Origin of the sequence: Bacillus sp. RK1064 (assembly GCF_051488405.1) — a bacterium.
Taxonomy (GTDB): Bacteria; Bacillota; Bacilli; order Bacillales; family Bacillaceae; genus Bacillus.
This window is the reverse complement of record NZ_JBPSCZ010000001.1, coordinates 805,900-828,333: the sequence shown is the minus strand read 5'-3', so window position 1 is coordinate 828,333 and position 22,434 is coordinate 805,900. Positions and strand designations below refer to the sequence as shown.

Annotated in this window: 22 protein-coding genes; all 22 read left to right on the top strand. The window is 41.0% G+C overall.

Annotation, left to right across the window (positions count from 1 at the left end; genetic code table 11):
- The first annotated feature begins 172 nt into the window (after positions 1–172).
- The 22 genes from murG to ACSSTM_RS04235 all read left to right on the top strand — a co-directional run bounded on the left by murG (position 173) and on the right by ACSSTM_RS04235 (position 22,433).
- Positions 173–1,267, top strand: coding sequence for an undecaprenyldiphospho-muramoylpentapeptide beta-N-acetylglucosaminyltransferase (gene murG, locus ACSSTM_RS04340; protein WP_095285129.1), 1,095 nt, complete (start codon positions 173–175; stop codon positions 1,265–1,267).
- 31 nt (positions 1,268–1,298) lie between these two features.
- Positions 1,299–2,210 carry a UDP-N-acetylmuramate dehydrogenase gene (gene murB, locus ACSSTM_RS04335; protein ID WP_034662552.1) on the top strand — a complete coding sequence of 304 codons (912 nt, stop codon included), beginning with the start codon at positions 1,299–1,301 and terminating at the stop codon, positions 2,208–2,210.
- 127 nt (positions 2,211–2,337) lie between these two features.
- Entirely contained in the window at positions 2,338–3,117 is a 780-nt protein-coding gene (locus tag ACSSTM_RS04330; RefSeq protein WP_060596191.1) for a cell division protein FtsQ/DivIB, read from the top strand.
- Entirely contained in the window at positions 3,114–3,803 is a 690-nt protein-coding gene (locus ACSSTM_RS04325; RefSeq protein WP_060596192.1) for a DUF881 domain-containing protein, read from the top strand. Before ACSSTM_RS04330 ends, ACSSTM_RS04325 begins: the two co-directional genes overlap by 4 nt.
- Before the next feature lie 20 nt (positions 3,804–3,823).
- Positions 3,824–4,549: a DUF881 domain-containing protein gene (locus ACSSTM_RS04320; RefSeq protein WP_066030945.1), complete on the top strand. Its 726-nt coding sequence runs from the start codon at positions 3,824–3,826 to the stop codon at positions 4,547–4,549.
- The gene (locus ACSSTM_RS04315) at positions 4,549–4,917 is read left to right on the top strand and encodes a small basic family protein (protein WP_003210988.1); all 369 of its coding nucleotides are present in this window, start codon (positions 4,549–4,551) and stop codon (positions 4,915–4,917) included. Before ACSSTM_RS04320 ends, ACSSTM_RS04315 begins: the two co-directional genes overlap by 1 nt.
- A gap of 159 nt (positions 4,918–5,076) precedes the next feature.
- Positions 5,077–6,399 carry a cell division protein FtsA gene (ftsA, locus tag ACSSTM_RS04310; RefSeq protein WP_034662541.1) on the top strand — a complete coding sequence of 441 codons (1,323 nt, stop codon included), beginning with the start codon at positions 5,077–5,079 and terminating at the stop codon, positions 6,397–6,399.
- A gap of 33 nt (positions 6,400–6,432) precedes the next feature.
- Positions 6,433–7,578 (top strand): cell division protein FtsZ, encoded by a 1,146-nt coding sequence (ftsZ, locus tag ACSSTM_RS04305; protein ID WP_024424252.1) that lies wholly within the window; start codon positions 6,433–6,435, stop codon positions 7,576–7,578.
- A gap of 292 nt (positions 7,579–7,870) precedes the next feature.
- Positions 7,871–11,377, top strand: coding sequence for a S8 family serine peptidase (locus ACSSTM_RS04300; protein ID WP_437404004.1), 3,507 nt, complete (start codon positions 7,871–7,873; stop codon positions 11,375–11,377).
- Between the two features lie 250 nt (positions 11,378–11,627).
- On the top strand, positions 11,628–12,557 hold the full coding sequence (gene spoIIGA, locus ACSSTM_RS04295; protein ID WP_034662538.1) for a sigma-E processing peptidase SpoIIGA: 930 nt from the start codon (positions 11,628–11,630) through the stop codon (positions 12,555–12,557).
- Positions 12,558–12,616: 59 nt separating this feature from the next.
- A complete protein-coding gene (gene sigE, locus ACSSTM_RS04290) occupies positions 12,617–13,336 on the top strand; it encodes an RNA polymerase sporulation sigma factor SigE (protein ID WP_007499746.1) in 720 nt (239 codons plus the stop codon).
- A gap of 142 nt (positions 13,337–13,478) precedes the next feature.
- On the top strand, positions 13,479–14,258 hold the full coding sequence (gene sigG / locus ACSSTM_RS04285; RefSeq protein WP_003211879.1) for an RNA polymerase sporulation sigma factor SigG: 780 nt from the start codon (positions 13,479–13,481) through the stop codon (positions 14,256–14,258).
- 151 nt (positions 14,259–14,409) lie between these two features.
- On the top strand, positions 14,410–15,348 hold the full coding sequence (locus ACSSTM_RS04280) for a sugar-binding transcriptional regulator (RefSeq protein WP_034662535.1): 939 nt from the start codon (positions 14,410–14,412) through the stop codon (positions 15,346–15,348).
- A 444-nt stretch (positions 15,349–15,792) separates the two neighbouring features.
- Positions 15,793–17,037: an NAD(P)H-dependent oxidoreductase gene (locus ACSSTM_RS04275; protein ID WP_437404003.1), complete on the top strand. Its 1,245-nt coding sequence runs from the start codon at positions 15,793–15,795 to the stop codon at positions 17,035–17,037.
- 12 nt (positions 17,038–17,049) lie between these two features.
- Positions 17,050–17,481: a transcriptional regulator GutM gene (locus ACSSTM_RS04270; protein ID WP_034662530.1), complete on the top strand. Its 432-nt coding sequence runs from the start codon at positions 17,050–17,052 to the stop codon at positions 17,479–17,481.
- Positions 17,482–17,499: 18 nt separating this feature from the next.
- Positions 17,500–18,030, top strand: coding sequence for a PTS glucitol/sorbitol transporter subunit IIC (srlA, locus tag ACSSTM_RS04265; RefSeq protein WP_003210918.1), 531 nt, complete (start codon positions 17,500–17,502; stop codon positions 18,028–18,030).
- Between the two features lie 13 nt (positions 18,031–18,043).
- Positions 18,044–19,054, top strand: coding sequence for a PTS glucitol/sorbitol transporter subunit IIB (gene srlE, locus ACSSTM_RS04260; protein WP_034662527.1), 1,011 nt, complete (start codon positions 18,044–18,046; stop codon positions 19,052–19,054).
- A gap of 26 nt (positions 19,055–19,080) precedes the next feature.
- Entirely contained in the window at positions 19,081–19,437 is a 357-nt protein-coding gene (locus ACSSTM_RS04255) for a PTS glucitol/sorbitol transporter subunit IIA (RefSeq protein WP_106037784.1), read from the top strand.
- A gap of 127 nt (positions 19,438–19,564) precedes the next feature.
- Positions 19,565–20,344: an ABC transporter ATP-binding protein gene (locus ACSSTM_RS04250; protein ID WP_437404002.1), complete on the top strand. Its 780-nt coding sequence runs from the start codon at positions 19,565–19,567 to the stop codon at positions 20,342–20,344.
- Between the two features lie 79 nt (positions 20,345–20,423).
- Positions 20,424–20,660 carry a YlmC/YmxH family sporulation protein gene (locus ACSSTM_RS04245; RefSeq protein WP_008344958.1) on the top strand — a complete coding sequence of 79 codons (237 nt, stop codon included), beginning with the start codon at positions 20,424–20,426 and terminating at the stop codon, positions 20,658–20,660.
- Between the two features lie 237 nt (positions 20,661–20,897).
- Entirely contained in the window at positions 20,898–21,737 is an 840-nt protein-coding gene (gene pgeF / locus ACSSTM_RS04240; protein WP_437404001.1) for a peptidoglycan editing factor PgeF, read from the top strand.
- 6 nt (positions 21,738–21,743) lie between these two features.
- Positions 21,744–22,433: a YggS family pyridoxal phosphate-dependent enzyme gene (locus ACSSTM_RS04235; RefSeq protein ID WP_066031761.1), complete on the top strand. Its 690-nt coding sequence runs from the start codon at positions 21,744–21,746 to the stop codon at positions 22,431–22,433.
- Position 22,434: the final 1 nt, after the last annotated feature.

The window sequence follows — 22,434 nt, the reverse complement described above, 5'->3', positions numbered from 1 at the left end:
TGACGTTTATTTTGCAAAAGTACAAAAAAATGATTTGAAGAGTGAAAATGACAGTTTTTGTTTCGAAAACGTGTTTTTTGACTCTTCTTTACAGGTTTTAACGGAGCCCTGTTGTTTAAAACAGGGTTTATACTTTGTTCAGAGCAGAAAAAAATTGAGGGGAAATGGTATAATGCGTATAGTAATCAGTGGAGGCGGAACAGGCGGACATATTTATCCGGCCTTAGCCTTTATTAAAGAAGTGAAAAGACTGCATCCTGATGTGGAATTTTTATATATCGGTACTGAAAATGGACTTGAAAAGAAAATTGTAGAAAGAGAAAATATCCCTTTCAAGGCGATAGAAATTTCAGGTTTTAAACGAAAGCTTTCCTTTGATAACGTCAAAACGGTGATGAGATTTTTGAAAGGCGTTCAAAAAAGCAAATCTTACTTAAAAGAATTCAAACCTGATGCGGTCATTGGAACAGGCGGTTATGTGTGTGGGCCTGTGGTTTATGCGGCTTCTAAGCTGAAGATCCCGACTATTATACACGAACAAAACAGCCTGCCTGGTATTACAAATAAGTTCCTAGCGAGATATGTTAATAAAGTAGCCATCTGCTTTGACGAAGCAAAGGCACATTTTCCTTCTGAAAAGGTTGTATTTACGGGAAACCCTAGAGCCTCTGAAGTCGTCTCTATAAAAGAGGGGAAATCTCTTAAAGAATTTGGGCTCGATGAACAGAAAAAAACGGTTCTTATTTTCGGCGGGAGCCGAGGTGCTGCTCCTATCAATAGAGCAGTGATCGAAATGCAAGATGATTTAAAGGCTAAAAACTACCAGCTTTTATATATCACAGGTGAGGTTCATTATGAAAAAGTGTTGAATGAACTAAAGGAAAAAGGTGCAGCACCTAATATGATCACAAAACCTTTCTTGCATCAAATGCCGGAGTACCTGAAATCGATCGATGTGATTGTTGCAAGAGCGGGAGCTACAACAATTGCTGAAGTAACGGCTCTTGGAATCCCAACCATTTTTATTCCGAGCCCATACGTGACGGCAAATCATCAGGAAATCAATGCAAGATCACTTGAAAAACATGATGCTGCGATTGTTTTAAGAGAATCAGAGCTTTCAGGGGATCGTCTGCTGCATGCAATTGATGAAATTGCCGGTAATGAAGAAAAACTCAACCAAATGAGCCGTTTAACGAAAGAACTCGGAGTACCAGATGCGGCTGCACGTTTATATAATGTGTTAAAAGAAATTACGACTACATGATGGAATGATATTAGGTAAGGCGGAGGGTAATATGGAGAACTTGAAGAATGAATTATTAGAAGCGCAAGTTGGTAAAGTACTTGAAAATGAGCCGCTTGCTAATCATACAACAATGAAAATAGGCGGACCAGCAGATCTTTTGATCATCCCAAAAGATATCGATGCAGTTAAAACGATCATGGATCAGGTGAAAAAACACCATACGAATTGGACGGTCATTGGAAGAGGATCGAATTTACTTGTACTTGATAAGGGAATTCGTGGAGTTGTTCTCAAGCTAGGTGCTGGACTGGATCACCTAACTGTAAATGATGAAGAAATTACAGTTGGCGGCGGCTATTCTGTCGTAAGGCTCGCGACATCTCTTAGTAAGCAGGGTCTTTCAGGGTTGGAATTCGCAGCTGGTATTCCAGGGTCTATTGGAGGCGCTGTTTATATGAACGCAGGTGCACATGGATCTGACATCAGTAAGATTCTTGTGAAAGCTAGAATCTTATTTGAGGATGGAAGCATCGAGTGGCTCACAAATGAACAGATGAATTTCAGCTATCGAACATCAGTCCTTCAAAAGGAACGACCTGGCATTGTTCTCGAAGCCGTGTTTAAGCTCAAACAGGATGATCGCGAAAAAATCACTAAGAAAATGCAGCAAAATAAAGATTATCGTAAAGAAACCCAGCCTTATAACCGGCCATGTGCTGGCAGTATTTTTCGAAATCCGCTGCCTGAATATGCAGGACAGCTTGTAGAAAAAGCGAATTTAAAAGGATACCAAATCGGCGGAGCTAGAATTTCTGATATGCACGGCAACTTTATTGTCAACGCTGGTGGAGCTACTGCTCAAGACGTGCTGGACTTAATTCAGTACATCCAAAAGAAAATTAAAGAAGACTACAACGTAGATATGCATACAGAGGTAGAAATTATCGGTGAAGAAAATTAACAGCTAGTTTTTATGAATGATGGCATCACAGGAAAACAAACGGCATGAAAGAATGCCGTTTGTTTTCTCATCAAAATGATGACCCAAAGGTGTGGACAAGCAGCTTTGAATGAGGTGAAGAGTATATATGCGGCCTGATCATGAAAATGAAAAGATCGTCAATATAGAAGAGCGAATTCCTAAAATTAAAGAACAAAGGAAGCAAAAAGCGAATCGGAGACTGATCTCTTTTATACTACTGTTTTTTATCATGGTTTTAATTATTATTTATTTGCAGACACCTATCAGCAAAATTTCTTCTTTAACCATCACAGGTAACGAGCATGTCTCTACAAAACAGCTTGTTAAACTTTCACAAATTAAAGAAGGCGAAACAGAGTTTTGGAATTTAAATAAAGATATAACAGCAGATCATATTAAACAAAATAAACTGATTAAAAGCGTTAGGATCAAAAAACATTTCCCAAATAAGGTCAGTATTGCTGTCAAAGAATATGCAAATATTGCGTATCTTCAAAAGGGAAATCTATATTATGAGCTTCTTGAAAATGGGACCGCTTTACCAGAAGAAGTTACACCGAGTCATGCAGGACCTATTTTTGTCGATTGGGACAATAAGGAGAAGCTGAAGCAAACCGTTAGATCTTTAAATCAGCTGCCAGCCTCTATTCAGGAACTCATCTCAGAAGTATATTATGTGCCGACAAATTCAAACCAGTGGCTAGTTAAATTTTATATGAATGACGGAAACACTGTGATTGCATCAATTAAAACATTCGGTGATAAAATGAAAACCTATCCAGCCATTGTAAAAGAACTTTCGTCTTCTGAAAAAGGCACAATCCATATGGAAGTCGCTACGTATTTTGAAGCGTTTAAATCTAAGAAAAAGGAAGATGAGCGTTGAGAGGCAAAACAGTTATATTCTCAATTGTCATGCTTGTTCTTGGTTTTCTGATTTCTTTTTCATACCAATATACAAAGCAGCATCAGGCAGATGTCATTCGAACAGAGCAATGGAAAAAAGAATACTCTCTGAAAAGTCAGCTCACAAAGCAAGAAAAGGCGAATCAGAAACTCGAAAAAGAATTATATAGTCTTCAATCAAAGGTTCAAGCGACAGAGTCCAATTTGAAAAATGAAAAAGAGCAGTATTTTAATGTACTGGAAGATGTTGAGAAATACAGAATGTTTACAGGAGAGATTGGTGTAAAAGGAAAAGGGGTCAAAGTATCTCTTGAAGATGCATCTTATATCCCGAGTGGACAAAATGTCAATAATTACATTGTGCATGAGAGCCACATTTTTCATGTGATAAACGAACTATTTATATCAGGGGCTTCTGCAGTATCTATTAATGGGCAAAGAATCACACACCAATCATACATACATTGTAATGGTCCAGTTGTCACAGTTGATGGTGTTCAGCATCCAGCACCATTTGTCATTTCTGGTATTGGAGATCCGGCTGTGTTAATACCTGCTTTAAATATTGCAGGAGGAGTGGTCGATCAGCTGACAAGTGATCACATTTCAATGACGATTGAGAAAACGGATATTCGTATGAACCCTCTTTTAAGAAACAAAGATTAAAAGTGAAAAGGTGAGTGGTGTTGAGGAAAAAGAAGCCTTTACTTAGTTTAACAGCTTTAATGATCATATTTGGCATCATGGTCTCCATCCAGTTTAATTCTTTACAAAAGCCCAAAGTTCGTGATACTCGTGATGTTTGGGAACTGAGAGAGGATTTATCTGCATCTAAAAGTAAGGAATTGGATTTGCTCAAAGAAATTGATAAATACGACGAGATGCTAAAAAAATATGGTCATCAAGGAGATCAATCAAAAGAAGCACAATTAACAAAAACGTTAAAAGATTTAAAAGAAAAGGCTGGTTTTACAGAAGTGGAAGGGGAGGGGATTGAAATTGAAATTTCTCAGCTTTTTTCAAAGGACCTTACCGGAGAAGAAGTGAAAAATATCCCGCCTGATCTTCTGAAAAAGTTAATTAATGAAGCCAATATGTTTGGGGCAAAACATATTTCCATCAATGATCGCCGTGTAATTAATACAAGTGTGATTCGAGATATTAATGGCACGACAAAAATAGATGGTTACAGCTTAGATAGTGATGAAGTCAACATTAAAATGATTAGTGAGCAGGCCGACAAATTATACAGCCGTTTAAATGTATCAGATATTGGTGATTTGTTTGCTCAGGAAAACTTCAGCTTGAGTATGAGCCAGCCGAAGAAAAAAATCCATTTAAAAGCATATGACGGTGCAATTCAAGTAAATGAATTGAAGCCTCTTGAAGATGTAAAGGAGGGAAAATCTTAATGTGGCTTCCTGTACTTGGCTTAATCATAGGAGTTGCGATCGGTTTCTTAACAAATTTTACGATACCGAATGAGTATTCTAACTATCTTTCCCTCGCTGTACTTGCTGCGCTTGATACATTGATTGGTGGAATCCGAGCACATCTGCAAGGGGCATACGATGAACTAGTGTTTGTATCAGGCTTCTTCTTTAATATTATACTCGCAATAAGTTTAGCTTTTCTGGGCGTCCATCTTGGTGTAGACTTGTACTTAGTCGGAATGTTTGCATTCGGCGTTAGATTGTTTCAAAATATAGCAGTTATCAGAAGAATTTTACTAACAAAATGGACAATTTCAAGAGAAAAAAAGAAAAAAAGTGAGTCATAAAAAAGGATATACATATGATGTAACGAATATTTTCAGTAATCCTAATAAAAAATGTTGATTTTTTAAGTTTTGTTACACACTTGTAAAAACACATTCATTGTATTGTTGTTCAGCAAATAATAGAATAGAAAGTATTGATATGTGAGGAGGTGCCATAGAATGAACAACAATGAAATTTACGTCAGCCTTGACATCGGTACATCCAATATAAAAGTCATCGTCGGAGAAATGGCGGATGATTCGCTTAACATTATAGGTGTTGGAAATGTCCCTTCAGAGGGGTTAAAAAAAGGATCGATTGTTGATATAGATGAGACAGTTCATTCTATTAGACAAGCATTTGAACAGGCTGAGAGAATGGTAGGATTTCCTTTACAAAAGGCGATTGTCGGAATTAACGGAAACCACATTCATATTCAGAATACGAGCGGCGTGGTCGCAGTATCTAGTGAAAACAAAGAAATACATGCTGAAGATGTGAGACGTGTCTTAGATGCAGCACAAGTAGTATCTATTCCTCAAGAACATCTCGTCGTAGACGTGATTCCGAGACAATTTATCGTCGACGGAAGAGATGAGATCACAGATCCGAAAAAAATGCTTGGTGTTCGGCTAGAGGTGGAAGGATCGTTAATTACAGGTTCTAAAACGATTCTACATAACTGGCTCCGATGTGTAGAAAGAGCTGGAATTGAAATTATGGATATTTGCTTGCAGCCAATCGCATCGGGCTCAGCAGCATTATCGAAAGATGAAAAAAATCTCGGGGTAGCTCTTGTCGATATTGGCGGCGGATCTACAACGATTTCCGTATTTGAAAACGGGCATCTCTATTCTACTCACAGTATCCCTTTGGGCGGAGAGAACATTACAAAAGATTTGTCTATAGGACTTAGAACTTCCACTGAAGAAGCTGAACGAATCAAAAAACAATTTGGGCATGCGTTTTATGATGAGGCATCGACTGAGGAGACATTTGAAGTTTCTGTGATCGGTACCGATCAAAAACAAACGTATACACAACTTGATGCGGCTAACATTATTGAAGCGCGGCTGGAGGAAATCCTGCTCTTTGTGGCAGAGGAATTAAGAAATATGGGTGTCCATGATTTGCCTGGTGGATTCGTTCTAACAGGTGGACAGGCAGCCATACCAGGTATCCTTTCTCTTGCACAAACGGTCTTGCAAAACAATGTCAGGATTGCAAGTCCGAATTATATCGGGGTGAGAGAGCCTCAATATATGACAGGAGTGGGTCTGATCCACTTTGCTTATCGCAATGCAAAGATTCAGGGCAGACAGGTTGGATTCCAAATGCCAGATGAGGCGTTTCATGAAGTAGGCGCATCCATGGAGCCGGTTTCTTCTGCACCACAAGTGAAAGAAGCGCAGCCAAGACCGAAAGTAAAACAAAAAGCACAACAAGAGACAAATAAAAAACCGGGCAAAATGAAAAAACTATTTAATATGTTCTGGGAATAGAATTAGATTTTCGACGGATTAGGAGGATTCAGCATGTTGGAGTTTGAAACAAATATAGACGGCCTAGCATCAATTAAAGTAATCGGAGTAGGTGGCGGCGGGAATAACGCTGTCAACCGAATGATCGAAAATGACGTACAAGGTGTCGATTTTATTGCAGTCAATACAGATGCACAGGCGTTAAATCTATCAAAAGCAGAAACTAAAATGCAAATCGGTGCTAAGCTGACAAGAGGGCTTGGAGCAGGTGCGAATCCTGAGGTCGGTAAGAAGGCTGCTGAGGAAAGCAAAGAGCAGATTGAAGAAGTACTAAAAGGCGCAGACATGGTCTTCGTTACAGCTGGTATGGGCGGTGGAACTGGTACGGGTGCTGCACCTGTCATTGCAAAAATCGCAAAAGATTCTGGTGCATTGACAGTTGGAGTCGTGACTCGTCCTTTCACATTTGAAGGAAGAAAGCGTCAGCTTCAAGCAGTTGAAGGAATTGCTTCTATGAAAGAAGCAGTTGACACATTAATCGTGATTCCAAACGATCGCTTGCTTGAAATTGTTGATAAAAACACGCCAATGCTGGAAGCATTCCGCGCGGCAGATAACGTGCTTAGACAAGGTGTTCAAGGGATTTCCGATTTAATTGCAACACCAGGTCTGATTAACCTTGACTTTGCTGACGTGAAAACAATCATGTCCAATAAAGGTTCGGCTCTTATGGGTATTGGTGTCGCAACAGGTGAAAACCGTGCTGCTGAAGCAGCGAAGAAAGCCATTTCTTCACCACTTCTAGAAACAGCGATCGATGGTGCTCAAGGCGTCATCATGAACATTACGGGTGGCACAAACCTAAGTCTTTATGAAGTGCAAGAAGCAGCGGATATTGTGGCTTCTGCATCTGACGAAGATGTAAACATGATTTTCGGGTCTGTCATCAATGATAACTTGAAGGATGAAATTGTGGTGACTGTGATCGCAACTGGATTTATTGAGCAAGAGCCAGAAGTGACAAAACCACAAAGAAATCCACTAGGACAAGGATTAAAGCAAAATCAATCCATTCCTCAAAAACGTGAAGTAAAACGTGAGGAACATCAGCAGCCATCATCTCAGCCGAGACAAAATACACAATCAAGTGATGATACGCTGGACATTCCAACGTTCTTACGCAACCGCAATAAACGCTAATCGAGTATAGCTTAACCCCTTCCATTGGAAGGGGTTTTTTCATGTCTCAACGTATAAGGGGACTCTAATCAAAAAGTCTTAAATGTGTGAGAGCCACTTCATCTTTCATATGTAATTTGACTTAAGGTGCTTAAGAAAAAAGAATCATTTTTAATCCCTCTTACAAAAAACGACAAGATGATGAACTTTATTTGACTACATTAAAAAGAACACCATGAATCTTGTCATGAACAAATGAAGGAAAGGAGTGAGACATATACTCTGTTTGGCCATTTGAGGAGGAGGGATTTGATTGAAATTGAAGTTTCGCAAGACCGCCGGCTATCGTTTGATGAGTCTTATGGTGATTGGTACTTTAACGATGACAAGCTTTGGGATGGTTCAAGCAAAATCGACTTCTACCTCATATCAGGAGGAGGCTGTTTCCTCTAAGACAACAAAAGCAAAGATCTCATCAAGATTAATGAAGCAGTTTCAGCAGGATGACAAGGTGACCTTTTTAATCAAAATGAAGGAGCAAACAAATACGCAAAAAGTGGCGAAGGAAGCTGTGTCCAGAGCCAAAAAACAGAAATTAACAGCGGCTAGAACGCAGTACACAAAAAGATCAGCTGTCGTATCAGAATTAAGAGCAACGTCTGAGGAGACGCAGCAAGCGCTGCTTACGTATTTACAAAAGGAACAAAAGAAAAAGCAAGTGAAGGAGATTCATTCGTACTATATTGTGAATGGTCTAGCGGTGACGGGAACGAAAGAAGTCATGGAAAAGGTGGCTTCCTTCCCAGAAGTAGATCAAGTGCTGCCGAATGAAACCCGTCAAATTCATCGCCCCGTTGATTTGAAGACGTCTAAGCAGAAAAAACAAATGAAAGCAGTAGATGGAGTCGAGTGGAACATTTCTCAGGTTCATGCTCCAGAAGCGTGGGCTTTAGGCTATGACGGTACTGGTACTGTTGTGGCAAGTATTGATACAGGAGTGGAATGGGATCATCCTGCTTTAAAGGAAAAATACCGCGGATTTGATCCAGCACACCCGAATGATCCATCTCATGAATTCAATTGGTACGATGCTACAACAGGATCTGAAGCGCCATACGACGATTTAGAGCATGGTACACATGTGACGGGAACGATGGTTGGCTCTGAGCCAGATGGAAAGAATCAGATCGGAGCCGCACCAGGCGCAAAATGGATTGCGGTGAAAGCTTTCTCAGAAGATGGTGGTACAGATGCTGATCTGCTTGACGCAGGAGAGTGGATTTTAGCACCAAAAGATGAGGACGGAAACCCACATCCAGAAAAGGCACCAGATGTCGTCAATAATTCTTGGGGCGGTGGGCCTGGTCTTGATGATTGGTATAAAGATGTGGTCAATGCTTGGAGAGCGGCGGACATCTTCCCAGAGTTTTCAGCTGGCAATACCGATTTATTTAACCCTGGTGGTGAGGGATCAATTGCAAATCCTGCGAACTATCAGGAGGCCTTTGCAACGGGTGCAACGGATCAAGACAACAAATTGGGGTCTTTCTCGCTGCAAGGTCCGTCTCCATATGGCGTCATGAAACCAGATATTGCGGCCCCAGGGGTAAACATTCGTTCATCCATTCCAGGGAAAGGGTATGAAGATGGCTGGAATGGGACGTCGATGGCTGGTCCGCATGTTTCAGCTGTTGTGGCTCTTCTTCGCCAAGTACAGTCAGATCTTTCTGTTGAAGAGATTGAACAAATTCTCATTGATACAGCGAAGCCGTTGACTGATCAGCAATTCTCGGAATCCCCTAACAATGGCTATGGGGCAGGTTTAGTTGATGCAAAAGAGGCGATTACGGCATTAACAGATGGAATTGGCACGATTGAAGGACAGGTGACAAACGAAGATGTTAATTTAGGTGATATGAAAATAACAGATCAAGCCCTGCCTCAAAAAGAAAAGGCTGTACATCCACATAAGAAGCCTGCAAAAACAAAAGAATTGAAAAAGGAAAAAAATCTTGATGCTCCGTCCTTCAAAGCTCTTCCTATGAAAGCGGAAATTAGTGTTCTTGAAAGCGGAAAATCAACTTACACAGATGAAGCGACAGGGAGATATCAGCTTACTCACAGTGCAGGGGAATTCACAGTGAAAGCGGAAGCTTACGGGTTTGAATCACGCAAACAAACAGTCAATATTTCTTCAAATGAAACGGCTGAGGCAAATTTCGCCTTACAGCCACTTAAGAAACGAACGATATCCGGTACAATTGTCAATGAAGAAACGGGTGAAAAAGTAAAGGATGCCACGGTTTATCTTGTAGAGGATGCGAAAATTAAGCCGGTGAAAACAGATGAAGCTGGCGAATTTTCTCTAGAGGCATTGAGCGGTGTCTATACCGTCAAAGTATTTGCGAAAGGGTTTAAAGGTTATTCTTTTACAGCAGATGTGACAGAAAAGCCGGTTAAAAAAGCCATTCAGCTGGAGCCATTCATCGGCTTTGCTGGTGAAATTGGCTACGATGACGGAACAGCTGAAAATGCGCGAGCCTTCTATGATCCTGGCAATGGCTGGGCTGTGAAGTTTTCATTAGAAAAGGGGAAGAAACAAGCGCAACTCACAGGGGGGCTTTTCCGTTTCTGGTCATCAGAGTGGCCAGCTCCTGGCGGGAATGAATTTGCGGTTGAGGTGTATGATGCTTCTGGGAAGAATGGAGCTCCAGGGGAGAAAATTGCAGGACCTCTAAAAGCGAATGCGCTGCGTAATGGTGAATGGACAAAAGTAGATTTAGAAGATCAAGCCATTACGGTGGATGGAGATTTCTATCTTGTCTATATTCAAACGAAAAAGAATACGGAGTCTCCAGGACTTGCAACGGACGAAGATGGTCCAAATGCTGAAAGAAGCTGGCAGCTGACAAGCGGTGCTTTTTCTCCTTCTCCAAAAGAAGAAGGGAATTATATGATTCGGGCGCTTGTTGACTATGAAGCAGATGTGCCAGAGATTATATCTCCGAAGGCCGGAACCATTTCGAACAAAGGTGAACTGGAGATTGAAGGCAAAGCCTCCCCTGGGCTTGATGTAGCGATTTATCAAAACGATGAAGAGATTGCCAAAGTGAAAGCAGATCAGTCAGGCGCTTTCAAAGAAAAGGTCACAGTTTCAAGTGGAGAGCATGTATTCACAGCTGCGACTGTTACGGATAAAGGCGCAACGAAACGATCCAAACCAGTAAAGGTGATCATTGATCAAACAGCTCCAGCGCTCACCATAGATACACCTAAAAAAGGGGGAAAGTCTAATAAAGAATCACTCACTGTAGAAGGAAAGGTCACAGATGATCATCTTGATCAAGTCACTGTAAATGGAAAAAAGGCAACCGTAAAAGATGGAAAATATTCCGCAAGAATACTGCTTGAGAACGGGAAAAATACAATAAAAGTAACAGCGAAAGATGCAGCAGGAAACAAAACGACTAAAAAAGTCAATATCGATGTCCAATACGAGGCACCTGAAATTTCTAAGCTGACTCCAGCAGAGAATGTCCATCTATCATCAGGAGAGTCTGTTAAAATTTCATTTAACAGCAGGGAAAAGCTAGACGCAACGTTTGTTATTCACATGCCGCTGACAAACGCGAGATCAAAGCTTCAAAATACAACAGAGCTGCCGCTTCGCGAAGTATCTAGCGGAACATATGAAGGCTACTGGACAGCTACTTCTACCTCCAAAGCAAAAGGTGCGGTCATTGAAGTAATTGTGCGAGATGATTATGGAAATGTCACAAGACAAAAGGCTTCAGGCACATTAAACATCAATGAAAAGTAACTTAAACAAAAGACACGATTTCCAGGAGCGTGTCTTTTTTTCTTTCGAGCAATTGTTTGAAAGCTTGTCCAGAAGAACACTCTCTTGCTTCGCGCTCTCATTCCTCGACAAAAACAATAACAATCCACCAAAAGTTCTCTATCATCCCCAACAAGAATTGACAGACTTCCATCTCTTGACTGTTTTATACTGGTACAAACAAGTGCAAGTACTGCTTTTGATTCTTTGTTTCAGATGAAAGGAGCAGAAGGTGGTCATTTATTTAGATGTGATCTGGCTGTTAAACTTTTGTTTTGATCTATTGCTTCTCTTACTCACTGCATTTATTCTCAAACGACAAGTAAAAAAAAGGCGATATATGTTAGGAGCTCTCATTGGATCGAGCATTGTTCTCTTGCTCTTTACACCATTTGCAATGGTTGTGTCACACCCTTTAGGCAAACTATTTTTTTCTGTCTTCATCGTTCTTGCAACCTTTGGTTTTCAAAGATTTCGTTCCTTTTTTCAAAATCTGTTTGCTTTTTACTTTGTAACATTTTTGATGGGAGGAGGCATGATCGGGGTTCATTCGTTTTTGCAAACCAACACAGTGATCCAAGATGGCCTGCTCATTTCACAAAATGATGGCTTTGGTGATCCGATTAGCTGGCTTTTTGTTTTAACCGGCTTTCCTGCGATATGGCTGTTTTCAAAGAAAAGATTAGGAGAGGTTGGTGCGAAAAAAAGACAGTATGATGAACAAGTGCTTGTAGAGATACACATTCACGGGGAGACCATCCGCTTAAATGGACTCGTCGATTCTGGCAATCAGCTGTATGATCCTATGACAAAAACACCTGTCATGATCGTCCAGGCCGATCAGCTAACGGCCATTTGCGGAGAGCCATTTATAGAGCTGATGAAACAGTCTCATCCTGTTGAAGTGATGCAAAAGATCGATGATCAATTTCCCCTTCTTGATCGATTAAGACTTGTTCCATATCGAGCAGTCGGTCATGATCACGGTTTTCTACTATGCCTAAAACCAGATACTGTCGTCATTTATTCAAAGACGCATATGATTCAGCCGGCCAAGTGTTTTGTAGGGTTGAGTCTGAGCGGTTTATCAGCAGATCAGGAATTTCAATCCATCATTCATCCAGATATGTTAGACGGGAAAATCATCCAGGGGGTGTCGTAGTTTTTTGGTGATGTCTTTTATCTTACGAGGTCAACTTGACATTTAGAAGGGAGAAGAAGATGAAAAAATTAAAATTTAAACTCACTTACTACTGGTATAAACTCCTCATGAAGCTAGGTCTAAAGAGTGATGAAATTTATTATATTGGTGGAAGTGAAGCGCTGCCGCCTCCATTATCAAAGGATGAAGAGCAGGAACTGCTTGTCAAATTACCAAAAGGTGATCAAACCGCAAGGGCGATTCTGATCGAAAGAAATTTGCGTTTAGTCGTTTACATCGCAAGGAAATTTGAAAACACAGGTATTAATATCGAGGATTTAATTAGTATCGGAACCATTGGCCTGATCAAAGCAGTCAATACATTTAACCCTGAAAAAAAGATCAAGCTGGCAACATATGCTTCGAGATGTATTGAAAATGAGATTCTGATGTACTTGAGGCGAAATAATAAAATCCGTTCAGAAGTCTCGTTTGATGAACCGCTCAACATTGATTGGGACGGAAATGAACTGCTTTTATCAGACGTACTTGGAACAGATGATGATATTATCACGCGGGATATTGAAGCAAATGTAGATAAAAAACTGCTGAAAAAAGCGCTGGAGCAATTAAATGACCGCGAAAAGCAGATCATGGAACTGAGATTTGGCTTGGTCGGCGGTGAGGAAAAAACCCAAAAAGATGTCGCTGACATGCTTGGGATTTCCCAGTCGTATATTTCGAGGCTTGAAAAAAGAATCATTAAACGATTACAAAAAGAATTTAATAAAATGGTCTAAAAAAATTTTTTGAAAGCTCGATCCCTGTACTGCCAAAGGGATAACCATTTTTTCACATGATTCTCGTCATCGCTCATGCATATTTTTCCATCCCAAGGAGATACTGAACTTTGTACAACAGCTCCTGTAGGGAGGGAAAAAAGTGTCCAGAAATAAAGTGGAAATCTGCGGAGTCGACACCTCCAAACTGCCTGTTCTGAAAAACGACGAGATGAGAAAATTGTTCAGACAGCTGCAAGATGAGGGTGACGATACAGCAAGAGAAAAGCTAGTCAATGGCAATTTACGGTTGGTTTTAAGTGTGATTCAGCGTTTTAACAACAGAGGCGAGTATGTCGATGATCTCTTCCAAGTAGGCTGTATCGGATTAATGAAATCAATTGATAATTTTGATTTAAGCCACAATGTCAGATTTTCAACTTATGCGGTTCCTATGATCATAGGAGAAATCCGTCGATACTTGCGTGATAACAACCCGATTCGGGTGTCTCGTTCACTAAGAGATATTGCCTATAAGGCACTTCAGGTCCGTGAGAGGCTGATTAGTGAGACAAGCAAGGAGCCAACAGCAGAAGACATTGCCAAAGTGCTGGAAGTGCCTCATGAGGAAATTGTCTTTGCCCTAGATGCGATTCAAGATCCTGTATCTTTGTTTGAACCGATCTATAATGACGGAGGAGATCCGATTTATGTGATGGATCAAATTAGTGATGAACGGAACAAAGACACACAATGGGTGGAAGAATTGGCCTTAAAAGAGGGCATGCGCAGATTGAACGACAGGGAAAAAATGATTCTTCGTAAACGCTTTTTCCAGGGCAAAACGCAAATGGAAGTCGCTGAAGAGATCGGGATTTCTCAAGCACAAGTCTCAAGGCTTGAAAAAGCAGCCATCAAACAAATGAATAAAAACATCTTTTAAAGCCGCCGCTTGATGTGCGGCTTTTTTCATTCTTGTTAGAGAACACGCCTCTAGTATTGACTCGGTTATTTTTTTCATTTAATCTGTTTTTAACAAATGTTATTTTAGATATCATTTGTTAGGGAACACTTAAGCGGAAAGAAGGGTTATTATGACATTCCATGATGAAAGAAGGCTGCTCATTAAGGTTGCGCATATGTATTATGAAGAAGGCGCCACCCAATCTAACATTGCAGAAGCTGTTGGGGTTAGCCGTTCGCTCATATCGAAATATTTGGCAAAAGCACGTGAAGCAGGAATCGTGGAAATCATTATTCATGATGAAGTCAATCAACAGTATGGATCGTTAGAAAGAAAAATAGAACGCAAATATGGGCTGCGAGAAGTCGTCTGTGTGGAAACGCTTAGCAAAGACACAACCAAAAGCCGAATCGGTGCCGCGGCAGCAAGCTTTTTATTAAAAGTGATGAAAGATGGACAAGTCATCGGGTTTTCCTCAGGGACAACGCTGCATGAAATGGCGAAAGCGCTTACCTCTGTTCAGCACTATCCATCCGTGACATTTGTTCCGCTTGTCGGAGGTGTGGGAAATGAAGATGTCGATATCCACGCTAACTATATTATTGCGAGATGCACAGAGGCACTCAAATCTAAATGTGAGTTTTTACATGTACCCGTCATGCTTGATACGAAAGAAGCGAAAGATGTACTGATCCGGCAGCCGTCGATCAAAAAAGTGATTGAACTAGGAGAATCATCAAATATCGCGGTTGTCGGAATTGGCGGTGTTCCGCAGCATTCAACGATGGTGAAATCTTATATGACAAGCGGCGAGGAGGACATCCTTCAAGCGAAGGATGTAGCAGGTGACATTTGCTATAACTTTATTGATCATCAAGGGGAAGTATATCCCCACCCATGGAACGACCGGGTGATGGGCATAAGCCCGCAAAAGCTGAAAGAAATTCCGCTTGTCATAGGTGTCGCTGGTGGCGAAGAGAAAATTGAAGCGATCCGGGCGGCATTAGCAGGTGGATTAATTCATGTATTAATTACCGATGAACGAACAGGAGATGCCTTATTAAAGTAACTACCTAATATCATTAGGTAGTCAGCGTGTAGATAAACCCTCGCATTCGGTGTCAGTCCTGCGTGCCGGTGCTCACGAATATCAAATTCGCTCCGCTCCGGTACTCGTCCTTCCTAGACTGCAAAGGTTTTCTATCACGCTGAAAAGAAGACAAAGGGCTAAAATGAAGATCATTTTAGCCCTTTGTCAAGAATCTGTAACTACCTAATATCATTAGGTAGTTTTTTTTGAGTCTAAAGACTCAAAAAGATTGAAAATTTTATCGATTTTAGCTTGACACAAAGTTGACACATCATATAAACTAAGTTCATAACAAATGATAAATAAAATAACAAATGTTACAAGAAACAGATTTTTGTTAATTTTTATAACATTTGTTAAAAGTTTCAGATTATATTTCTAGCAATCTATTGAGAAGCAAGAAAACCTGAAAGGATGATTTAGATGTCAATCTATCAACAGTTGTTAGCTCGAGAACGCAGTGGAGACCCGATCAAAGTAGGGATTATTGGAGCAGGCCAAATGGGCTTTGGACTCATTTCACAAATTTCTAAAATTCCAGGCATGATTGTCGCTGGTGTTTGTGATATTCACCTTAGTGCAGCAGAAAAGGCAGCAAATTTCTACAAGCAGCATGCGAAGCCGCATCAAATGGTTGTCACAAATGATTACAGAGAAGTGATTCAATCAGATTTCGTGGAAGTTGTAGTAGATGCAACAGGTGTCCCAGAGGTCGGAGCAAACATTTCTTTGGAAGCGCTTAATTCGAAAAAACATCTCGTTCTTTTAAATGTAGAAGTTGATATTACTATCGGTTTGGTCATGCATAAGTTATTCACAAATGCAGGGCTTGTTTACTCAGGATCAGCTGGAGACGAACCAGCAGCAACACTAGAATTATATGAATTTGCGAAAACAATGGGTCTTGAGGTGCTCGTTGCCGGGAAAGGAAAGAACAACCCATTCTTCCCAGAAGCAAATCCAGATACGTGTAAAGCAGAAGCAGATAGTAAACATATGAGTGCACATATGCTGGCTGCATTCCAGGACGGCACAAAAACAATGGCCGAAATGAACTTATTAAGTAATGCGACAGGGCTTCTGCCTGATAAAGTCGGTATGCACGGAGTCGAAGCGAATTTAGAGAATGTAGCAGATAAATTGAATCAAAAACAGCAAGGCGGCGTGCTGGATAACTTCGGAGTCGTTGAATATGTAAATGGACTTGCACCAGGCGTATTTGTCATCGTCAAGAGTGATCTTGAGCCAGTGGATGAAGAACTGCGCTATTTAAAAGTTGGAAAAGGTCCGCACTACACACTTTACCGTCCTTTCCACTTAGCCAGTCTTGAAACACCTGTCACCATCGCAAAAGCGGTCTTACAGCATGATTCATCCATCCACCCATTTGGTGTACCAGTGTCAGAAACAGTAGCTGTTGCGAAAAGAGAGATTAAAGCAGGGGAATCACTTGACGGAATTGGCGGGTACTCCGTAAGAGGTGTACTTGAAACACATCAAGACATGAAAACGAACGGCCACATTCCAATTGGCTTAATCAGCGGAAAAGTCGTAGCGAAAAAAGACATCAAATTAGGACAATTCCTGACTCATGATGATGTAGAACTTGATTCAAACACAACGGTCTGGAAGCTGCGTTCATTACAAGATCATTTATTTCAATCATAAGGACGTGAAGCTATGGAAAAATTAGCAATCGTACTTTGTATCATTCTCATTGTGCAGTATGGGTTATCTTTTATTCAAATCAAGTACTACCGCAAGAGCATGGATTCACTTATTGATGACTACAAAGGGAAGCAAGGCTATCACTTGTTTTCGGGAATGGAACGGCGCAAAGTTGGCCCTGGAGCCATAGCGCTCATCATTGTGGATGAATCTTATATCATTCAAAAATGCCATGTGCTTGGCGGTGTGTCGATCTTATCTAAATTTAAAGAAGTTCCTTCATATGAAGGAAAGCATGTTGGTGCAGTGCTAGACGAGCACCATATGATGAAGCAGACATTGAAAAAACGCAAAAAGGGGCCAGCTGTCATGCACGCACTTTCCATGGCGGCTGAACAAGCACTTGTCTCGATTTCGAAAAAAAATATAACAAATGTGAACTAGAGAAAGGGGAGATGAAACATGGAATGGATTCAATGGTTTGGAGAGCACTTTATCGGAATGTTTGAAGCCGGCGGAAAGCAATTCATGGGTCTTGTTACAGGCATCGTTCCAACGCTTGTTGTGTTACTTACTTTCACTTATGCTGTCATGAAGTTTATTGGAGAAGAGCGAGTGAATAGAGCGATCCAGTTTGCAGCGAAATATACGATTTTGCGCTACACGTTAATGCCGATCTTATCTGTTCTTATTTTGACAAACCCAATGGCTTATACGTTTGGCCGCTTCTTACCTGAAAAACAAAAACCAGCATTCTATGATTCAGCTGTTTCATTTGTTCATCCGGTGACATCACTGTTCCCGTATGCCAATGCAGGAGAACTGTTTGTCTACTTAGGGATTGCAAACGGGATTAAAGAAGCAGGATATTCAATGTCAGAACTTGCTGTTCGTTACTTCTTAGTCGGGATCGTCGTCATTTTACTTCGCGGCATCATTACTGAATGGATTACAAAATACTTGGCAGGAAAAATGAAAGCGAATTCACAATAGGGGAGGGTTAGACATGACAAACCACAAAGTATTTGTTGCAAAAGGTGCTGGCGGATGGGGAAAAGGCTTGGAGCTTGAACCGACTGGTAAAAGAAGAAAGGTTGTTTCCATTACAGGGGGAGGCATTCACCCAGTTGCTCGTAAAATTGCAGAAATGACAGGGACAGAAGCATGTGACGGCTTTAAAAACTCGATACCAGAAGATGAAATGATGTGTGTTGTCATTGACTGCGGTGGAACTGCGCGAATCGGACTTTATCCAATGAAGCGCATTCCAACTGTAGACGTTTTGGCATCCTCTCCTTCTGGACCGCTTGCAAAACATATTACAGAGGATATCTTCGTATCAGGCGTAACAGAAAAGGATATTTCCTTTGCGGAAGCATCTGATGGTGAGGCGAAAGTAGAAGGTCAAGAAAACAGTGAGCCGATTGACAAAGAGAATTTCAAAGAAACCTATTCAAAACTGAAAGAGGAAAATATCGAGCGTCAGGAAAAAGGTAATTTCCTCATGAGATTCTCAAGAGGAATTGGGAAAGTCACCGGTACGTTCTATCAGGCTGGCCGTGATTCCGTTGATATGCTTTTGAAAAACATTATTCCATTCATGGCATTTGTCAGTATGTTAATTGGAATTATCAATTATACAAAAATCGGTGACTTGATTGCTCATTTTCTATCACCACTGGCAGGATCTATATGGGGGCTCTTACTGCTCGTCGTGGTCTGTACATTGCCGTTCCTATCGCCTGTCTTAGGACCTGGAGCAGTCATTGCACAAGTCATCGGTGTTCTCATTGGTAGTCAAATTGCACTAGGGAATATCCCGCCTCAATTTGCACTCCCTGCACTATTTGCCATCAACGGTCAAGTAGGGTGTGATTTCATTCCAGTTGGTCTGTCACTTGGTGAAGCGAAGCCGGAAACGGTACAATATGGGGTACCAGCTGTTTTGTATAGCCGTCTCATTACAGGGGTTCTATCTGTTGTGATCGCATACGTTGCCAGCTTCGGTATGTATTAAACGTATTAAAGGAGGAATCGAGATACATGGTAACACAATCTGTCGTAAAAGAAATTGGGATCTTAGTCCCGCAATTTAAAGAAGATAAGCTGATTGTTTTATTTGGACCCGCAGCGCCGCAGGAATTAAGAGATATGTCCGTCATTCATGAGTTCGAACATTTAGAAGAAGAGCCGCTGAAGCTGGGCGGTACCATTCAAGTGGGCGATCAAACGTACACGATCACAGCCCTCGGCAATAAAGCAAATGACAACTTTAAAGAGCTCGGCCATATTTCGATCTACTTCCAAGAGCCGTTTGATGATGTATTACCGGGAGCTGTCTTTGCATCTCCGCACAAGTTTCCTGATATAAAAGAAGGCGTACGAATTGAAATTTCGTAACGATAAAGAAAAGCTGTTCCGTAAAAGGAGCAGCTTTTCTTATGTGAGGTTTACCAGAAAGAGCAATTGCGATATGCTGTAAACATTCATTATTTGTTTATTCAGAATTTTTACTCAGGGGGAAATGATGGTGTCACTTGAATTGAAGGATGTTTCTTTAAAACGAAATGGGAAATGGCTGCTGCAATCTGTTGACTGGCAGGTGAACAAAGAGGAGCACTGGGTGCTTTACGGTTTAAATGGTGCGGGAAAAACCGCTTTATTAAATATGCTCTGCTCATATTACTTCCCCACGTCAGGTGAGATGACCGTGCTGGGACATGTCTTTGGCAAGGAGGCGCTTGGCGAAAAGCTCAGGAAGAAAATTGGCCTCATTTCTGCGGGACTTGAAAAGAAACTGCACAGAGACGACAATGCATTTGAAATAGTTCTCAGCGGAGCATTTGCTTCGATCGGGCTTTATGAAACCCCGACAGATGAGATAAGAGAGAAAGCCATTGATCTATTAAAAGCATTTGGTTCATTCAAATATGCGAACCGGACATATGAAACACTCTCACAAGGAGAAAAGCAAAAAGTCCTGATTGCGAGGGCTTTAATGAATGATCCCAAGCTCTTGATTTTAGATGAGCCTGTGACGGGTCTTGATTTTTTAGCAAGAGAACAGGTGCTGGAGACCATCTCATTCATTGCTTCAAAGCCTGATGCGCCTACTTTACTTTATACGACCCATCATGCAGAAGAGATTTTGCCTGTTTTTCAGCACACCTTATTATTAAAAGATGGGACTGTTTTTGATCAAGGAGAAACAAAAGAGATGATTACAAGCGATTTGCTTTCTTCCTTCTTTGAATGTCCGGTAGATGTGATGTGGAGAAATGGCCGTCCTCACTTAAGTAAATTGTAGATGAAAGAAACTATTGGTCTGTATCCCTGCTTTTCCATCATACATATTATAGTAGAAAACGAAAGGCGGGGAAGGACAGATGATCAGTATTTCTGAATTCCAAATCAAGGATGTCGTCGATGTGTCGAGCGGAAAAAAACTAGGCACCATTGGGGACATTGATATTAATGTCACGAGCGGTAAAATACAAGCGATCATTATCGGCGGCACAGGTAAAATGATGGGATTTTTCGGAAAAGAAGAGGAAATGATTGTGCCGTGGCGAAATATAGTAAAAATTGGCGAAGATGTGATACTTGTCCGATTGTCTTCTTAAAATTCGTATAACTCCTCAATGAATCATTCAATGATCCTTAAAATAAGCTCTCCATTCTTAGCAAACAATGTCTTTTTCGGGTAAAAAGATTACGTTTTCATATCAATTTGAAAAAAAACCTGTAGAAAGGGCACATTTGAGTGTAATATTTAATGAATCCCACTAACTGTCTACGCATGTCTTGTGGTAAAATAGGAGCGAAATAAAGAGAGATGAATGAAAGGTGGGAGGGCAGCTTTGACACACAAATATGACCCCTTTCAGCAGAAATCACCTTATGCAATGACCATTCATGATTGGACGAACATGACATGTTCTGGTAAAGAGGTATTGGCCGGATTTACGACAAAAAATGGCGGCTTCAGCCTTTCTCCATATCAATCATTGAACACTGGACTCCATGTAGGAGATGATGCTTCTAGTGTCCAAATGAATCGTCAAGTCATAGCAGATGCTACTGCTGTGCCGCTCTCTGATTGGGTGTTTGCAGACCAAACACACGATGACCGCATCAAGAAAGTCACCAAGGAGCAAAGAGGAAGAGGAAGTCTTCATTATCATGAGGCACTGTCTGGAACAGACGGCTTATATACGTCTGAACCGAACATGATGCTCGCTCTTTGTTTCGCCGATTGTGTTCCGCTTTATTTTCTAGCTCCGCAAAATGGACTCATCGGAACAGCCCATGCCGGATGGAAAGGAACCGTCAAGCAAATTGGTGCAAAGATGGTAGATCTATGGGTCAACCAAGAAGGTGCCAAGACCGATCAAATACAAGTCGTCATTGGACCATCCATTGGCAGCTGCTGCTACATAGTCGATGACGTGGTCATGGATCAAGTGAAACAGCTTCCCTTTTCCACAGAGGATGTGTATTCCGAGATTTCACAGGGACAATATAAATTAGACTTGAAAACATTAAACAAAAACGTATTGCTTCATGCAGGGATGAAAGAAGAAAACATACATGTCAGTTCGATGTGCACAAGCTGCTGTGATCAGCTTTTCTTCTCACACCGCCGTGATCAAGGGAAAACAGGACGTATGATGTCTTTTGTCGGGTTTAAGGAGGCATAAGTGCAATTGAATGTACGAGAGAATCTCAGACAAATAAATGAACAAATAAACGAAGCATGTAAAAGAGCCGGCCGGAACCCAGCGGATGTATCGGTCGTCGCTGTCACAAAGTATGTCTCGATTGAGCGAGCACAAGAAGCCAAGGAAGCAGGAATTTTGCACTTTGGAGAAAATCGTGACCAAGGGTTACTTGAAAAACAAGCGGCCATAACCGATGAAAGCATTAGCTGGCACTTCATCGGCAGTTTACAAACACGAAAAGTAAAATCTGTCATTCAAACAATTGACTACTTACATTCGCTCGACAGGATGTCTCTTGCGAATGAAATTGAAAAAAGAGCGGATCACACGGTTCGCTGTTTTGTACAGGTAAACACATCGCTGGAGGAGTCAAAACACGGCTTACAAAGTGAAGACGTGATTCCATTTGTGAAGCAGCTCGCTGATTTCAAAAAGATTGAAATTGCTGGACTGATGACGATGGCTCCATTTACAGATGATCACACTGTGATACGAAACTGCTTTCAAACATTAAAAAATCTTCAAGAAGAAGTAAAACATCTTAACCAAGTAAATGCACCTTGTCAGCATTTATCGATGGGCATGTCAAATGATTTTGAAATCGCAATTGAAGAAGGTGCGACATTCGTTCGGATTGGCTCTTCACTTGTTGGAAATGAAACAGGAGGTGCGTGAC

Excerpts from the sequence above, each read along its gene's own strand:
- murG (WP_095285129.1), top strand. The coding sequence starts at position 173 with ATGCGTATAGTAATCAGTGGAGGCGGAACAGGCGGACATATTTATCCG.
- murB (WP_034662552.1), top strand. The coding sequence starts at position 1,299 with ATGGAGAACTTGAAGAATGAATTATTAGAAGCGCAAGTTGGTAAAGTA.
- ACSSTM_RS04330 (WP_060596191.1), top strand. The coding sequence starts at position 2,338 with ATGCGGCCTGATCATGAAAATGAAAAGATCGTCAATATAGAAGAGCGA.
- ACSSTM_RS04315 (WP_003210988.1), top strand. The coding sequence starts at position 4,549 with ATGTGGCTTCCTGTACTTGGCTTAATCATAGGAGTTGCGATCGGTTTC.
- ftsA (WP_034662541.1), top strand. The coding sequence starts at position 5,077 with ATGAACAACAATGAAATTTACGTCAGCCTTGACATCGGTACATCCAAT.
- ftsZ (WP_024424252.1), top strand. The coding sequence starts at position 6,433 with ATGTTGGAGTTTGAAACAAATATAGACGGCCTAGCATCAATTAAAGTA.
- sigE (WP_007499746.1), top strand. The coding sequence starts at position 12,617 with ATGAAAAAATTAAAATTTAAACTCACTTACTACTGGTATAAACTCCTC.
- ACSSTM_RS04280 (WP_034662535.1), top strand. The coding sequence starts at position 14,410 with ATGACATTCCATGATGAAAGAAGGCTGCTCATTAAGGTTGCGCATATG.
- ACSSTM_RS04275 (WP_437404003.1), top strand. The coding sequence starts at position 15,793 with ATGTCAATCTATCAACAGTTGTTAGCTCGAGAACGCAGTGGAGACCCG.
- ACSSTM_RS04270 (WP_034662530.1), top strand. The coding sequence starts at position 17,050 with ATGGAAAAATTAGCAATCGTACTTTGTATCATTCTCATTGTGCAGTAT.
- srlA (WP_003210918.1), top strand. The coding sequence starts at position 17,500 with ATGGAATGGATTCAATGGTTTGGAGAGCACTTTATCGGAATGTTTGAA.
- srlE (WP_034662527.1), top strand. The coding sequence starts at position 18,044 with ATGACAAACCACAAAGTATTTGTTGCAAAAGGTGCTGGCGGATGGGGA.
- ACSSTM_RS04255 (WP_106037784.1), top strand. The coding sequence starts at position 19,081 with ATGGTAACACAATCTGTCGTAAAAGAAATTGGGATCTTAGTCCCGCAA.
- ACSSTM_RS04250 (WP_437404002.1), top strand. The coding sequence starts at position 19,565 with ATGGTGTCACTTGAATTGAAGGATGTTTCTTTAAAACGAAATGGGAAA.
- ACSSTM_RS04245 (WP_008344958.1), top strand. The coding sequence starts at position 20,424 with ATGATCAGTATTTCTGAATTCCAAATCAAGGATGTCGTCGATGTGTCG.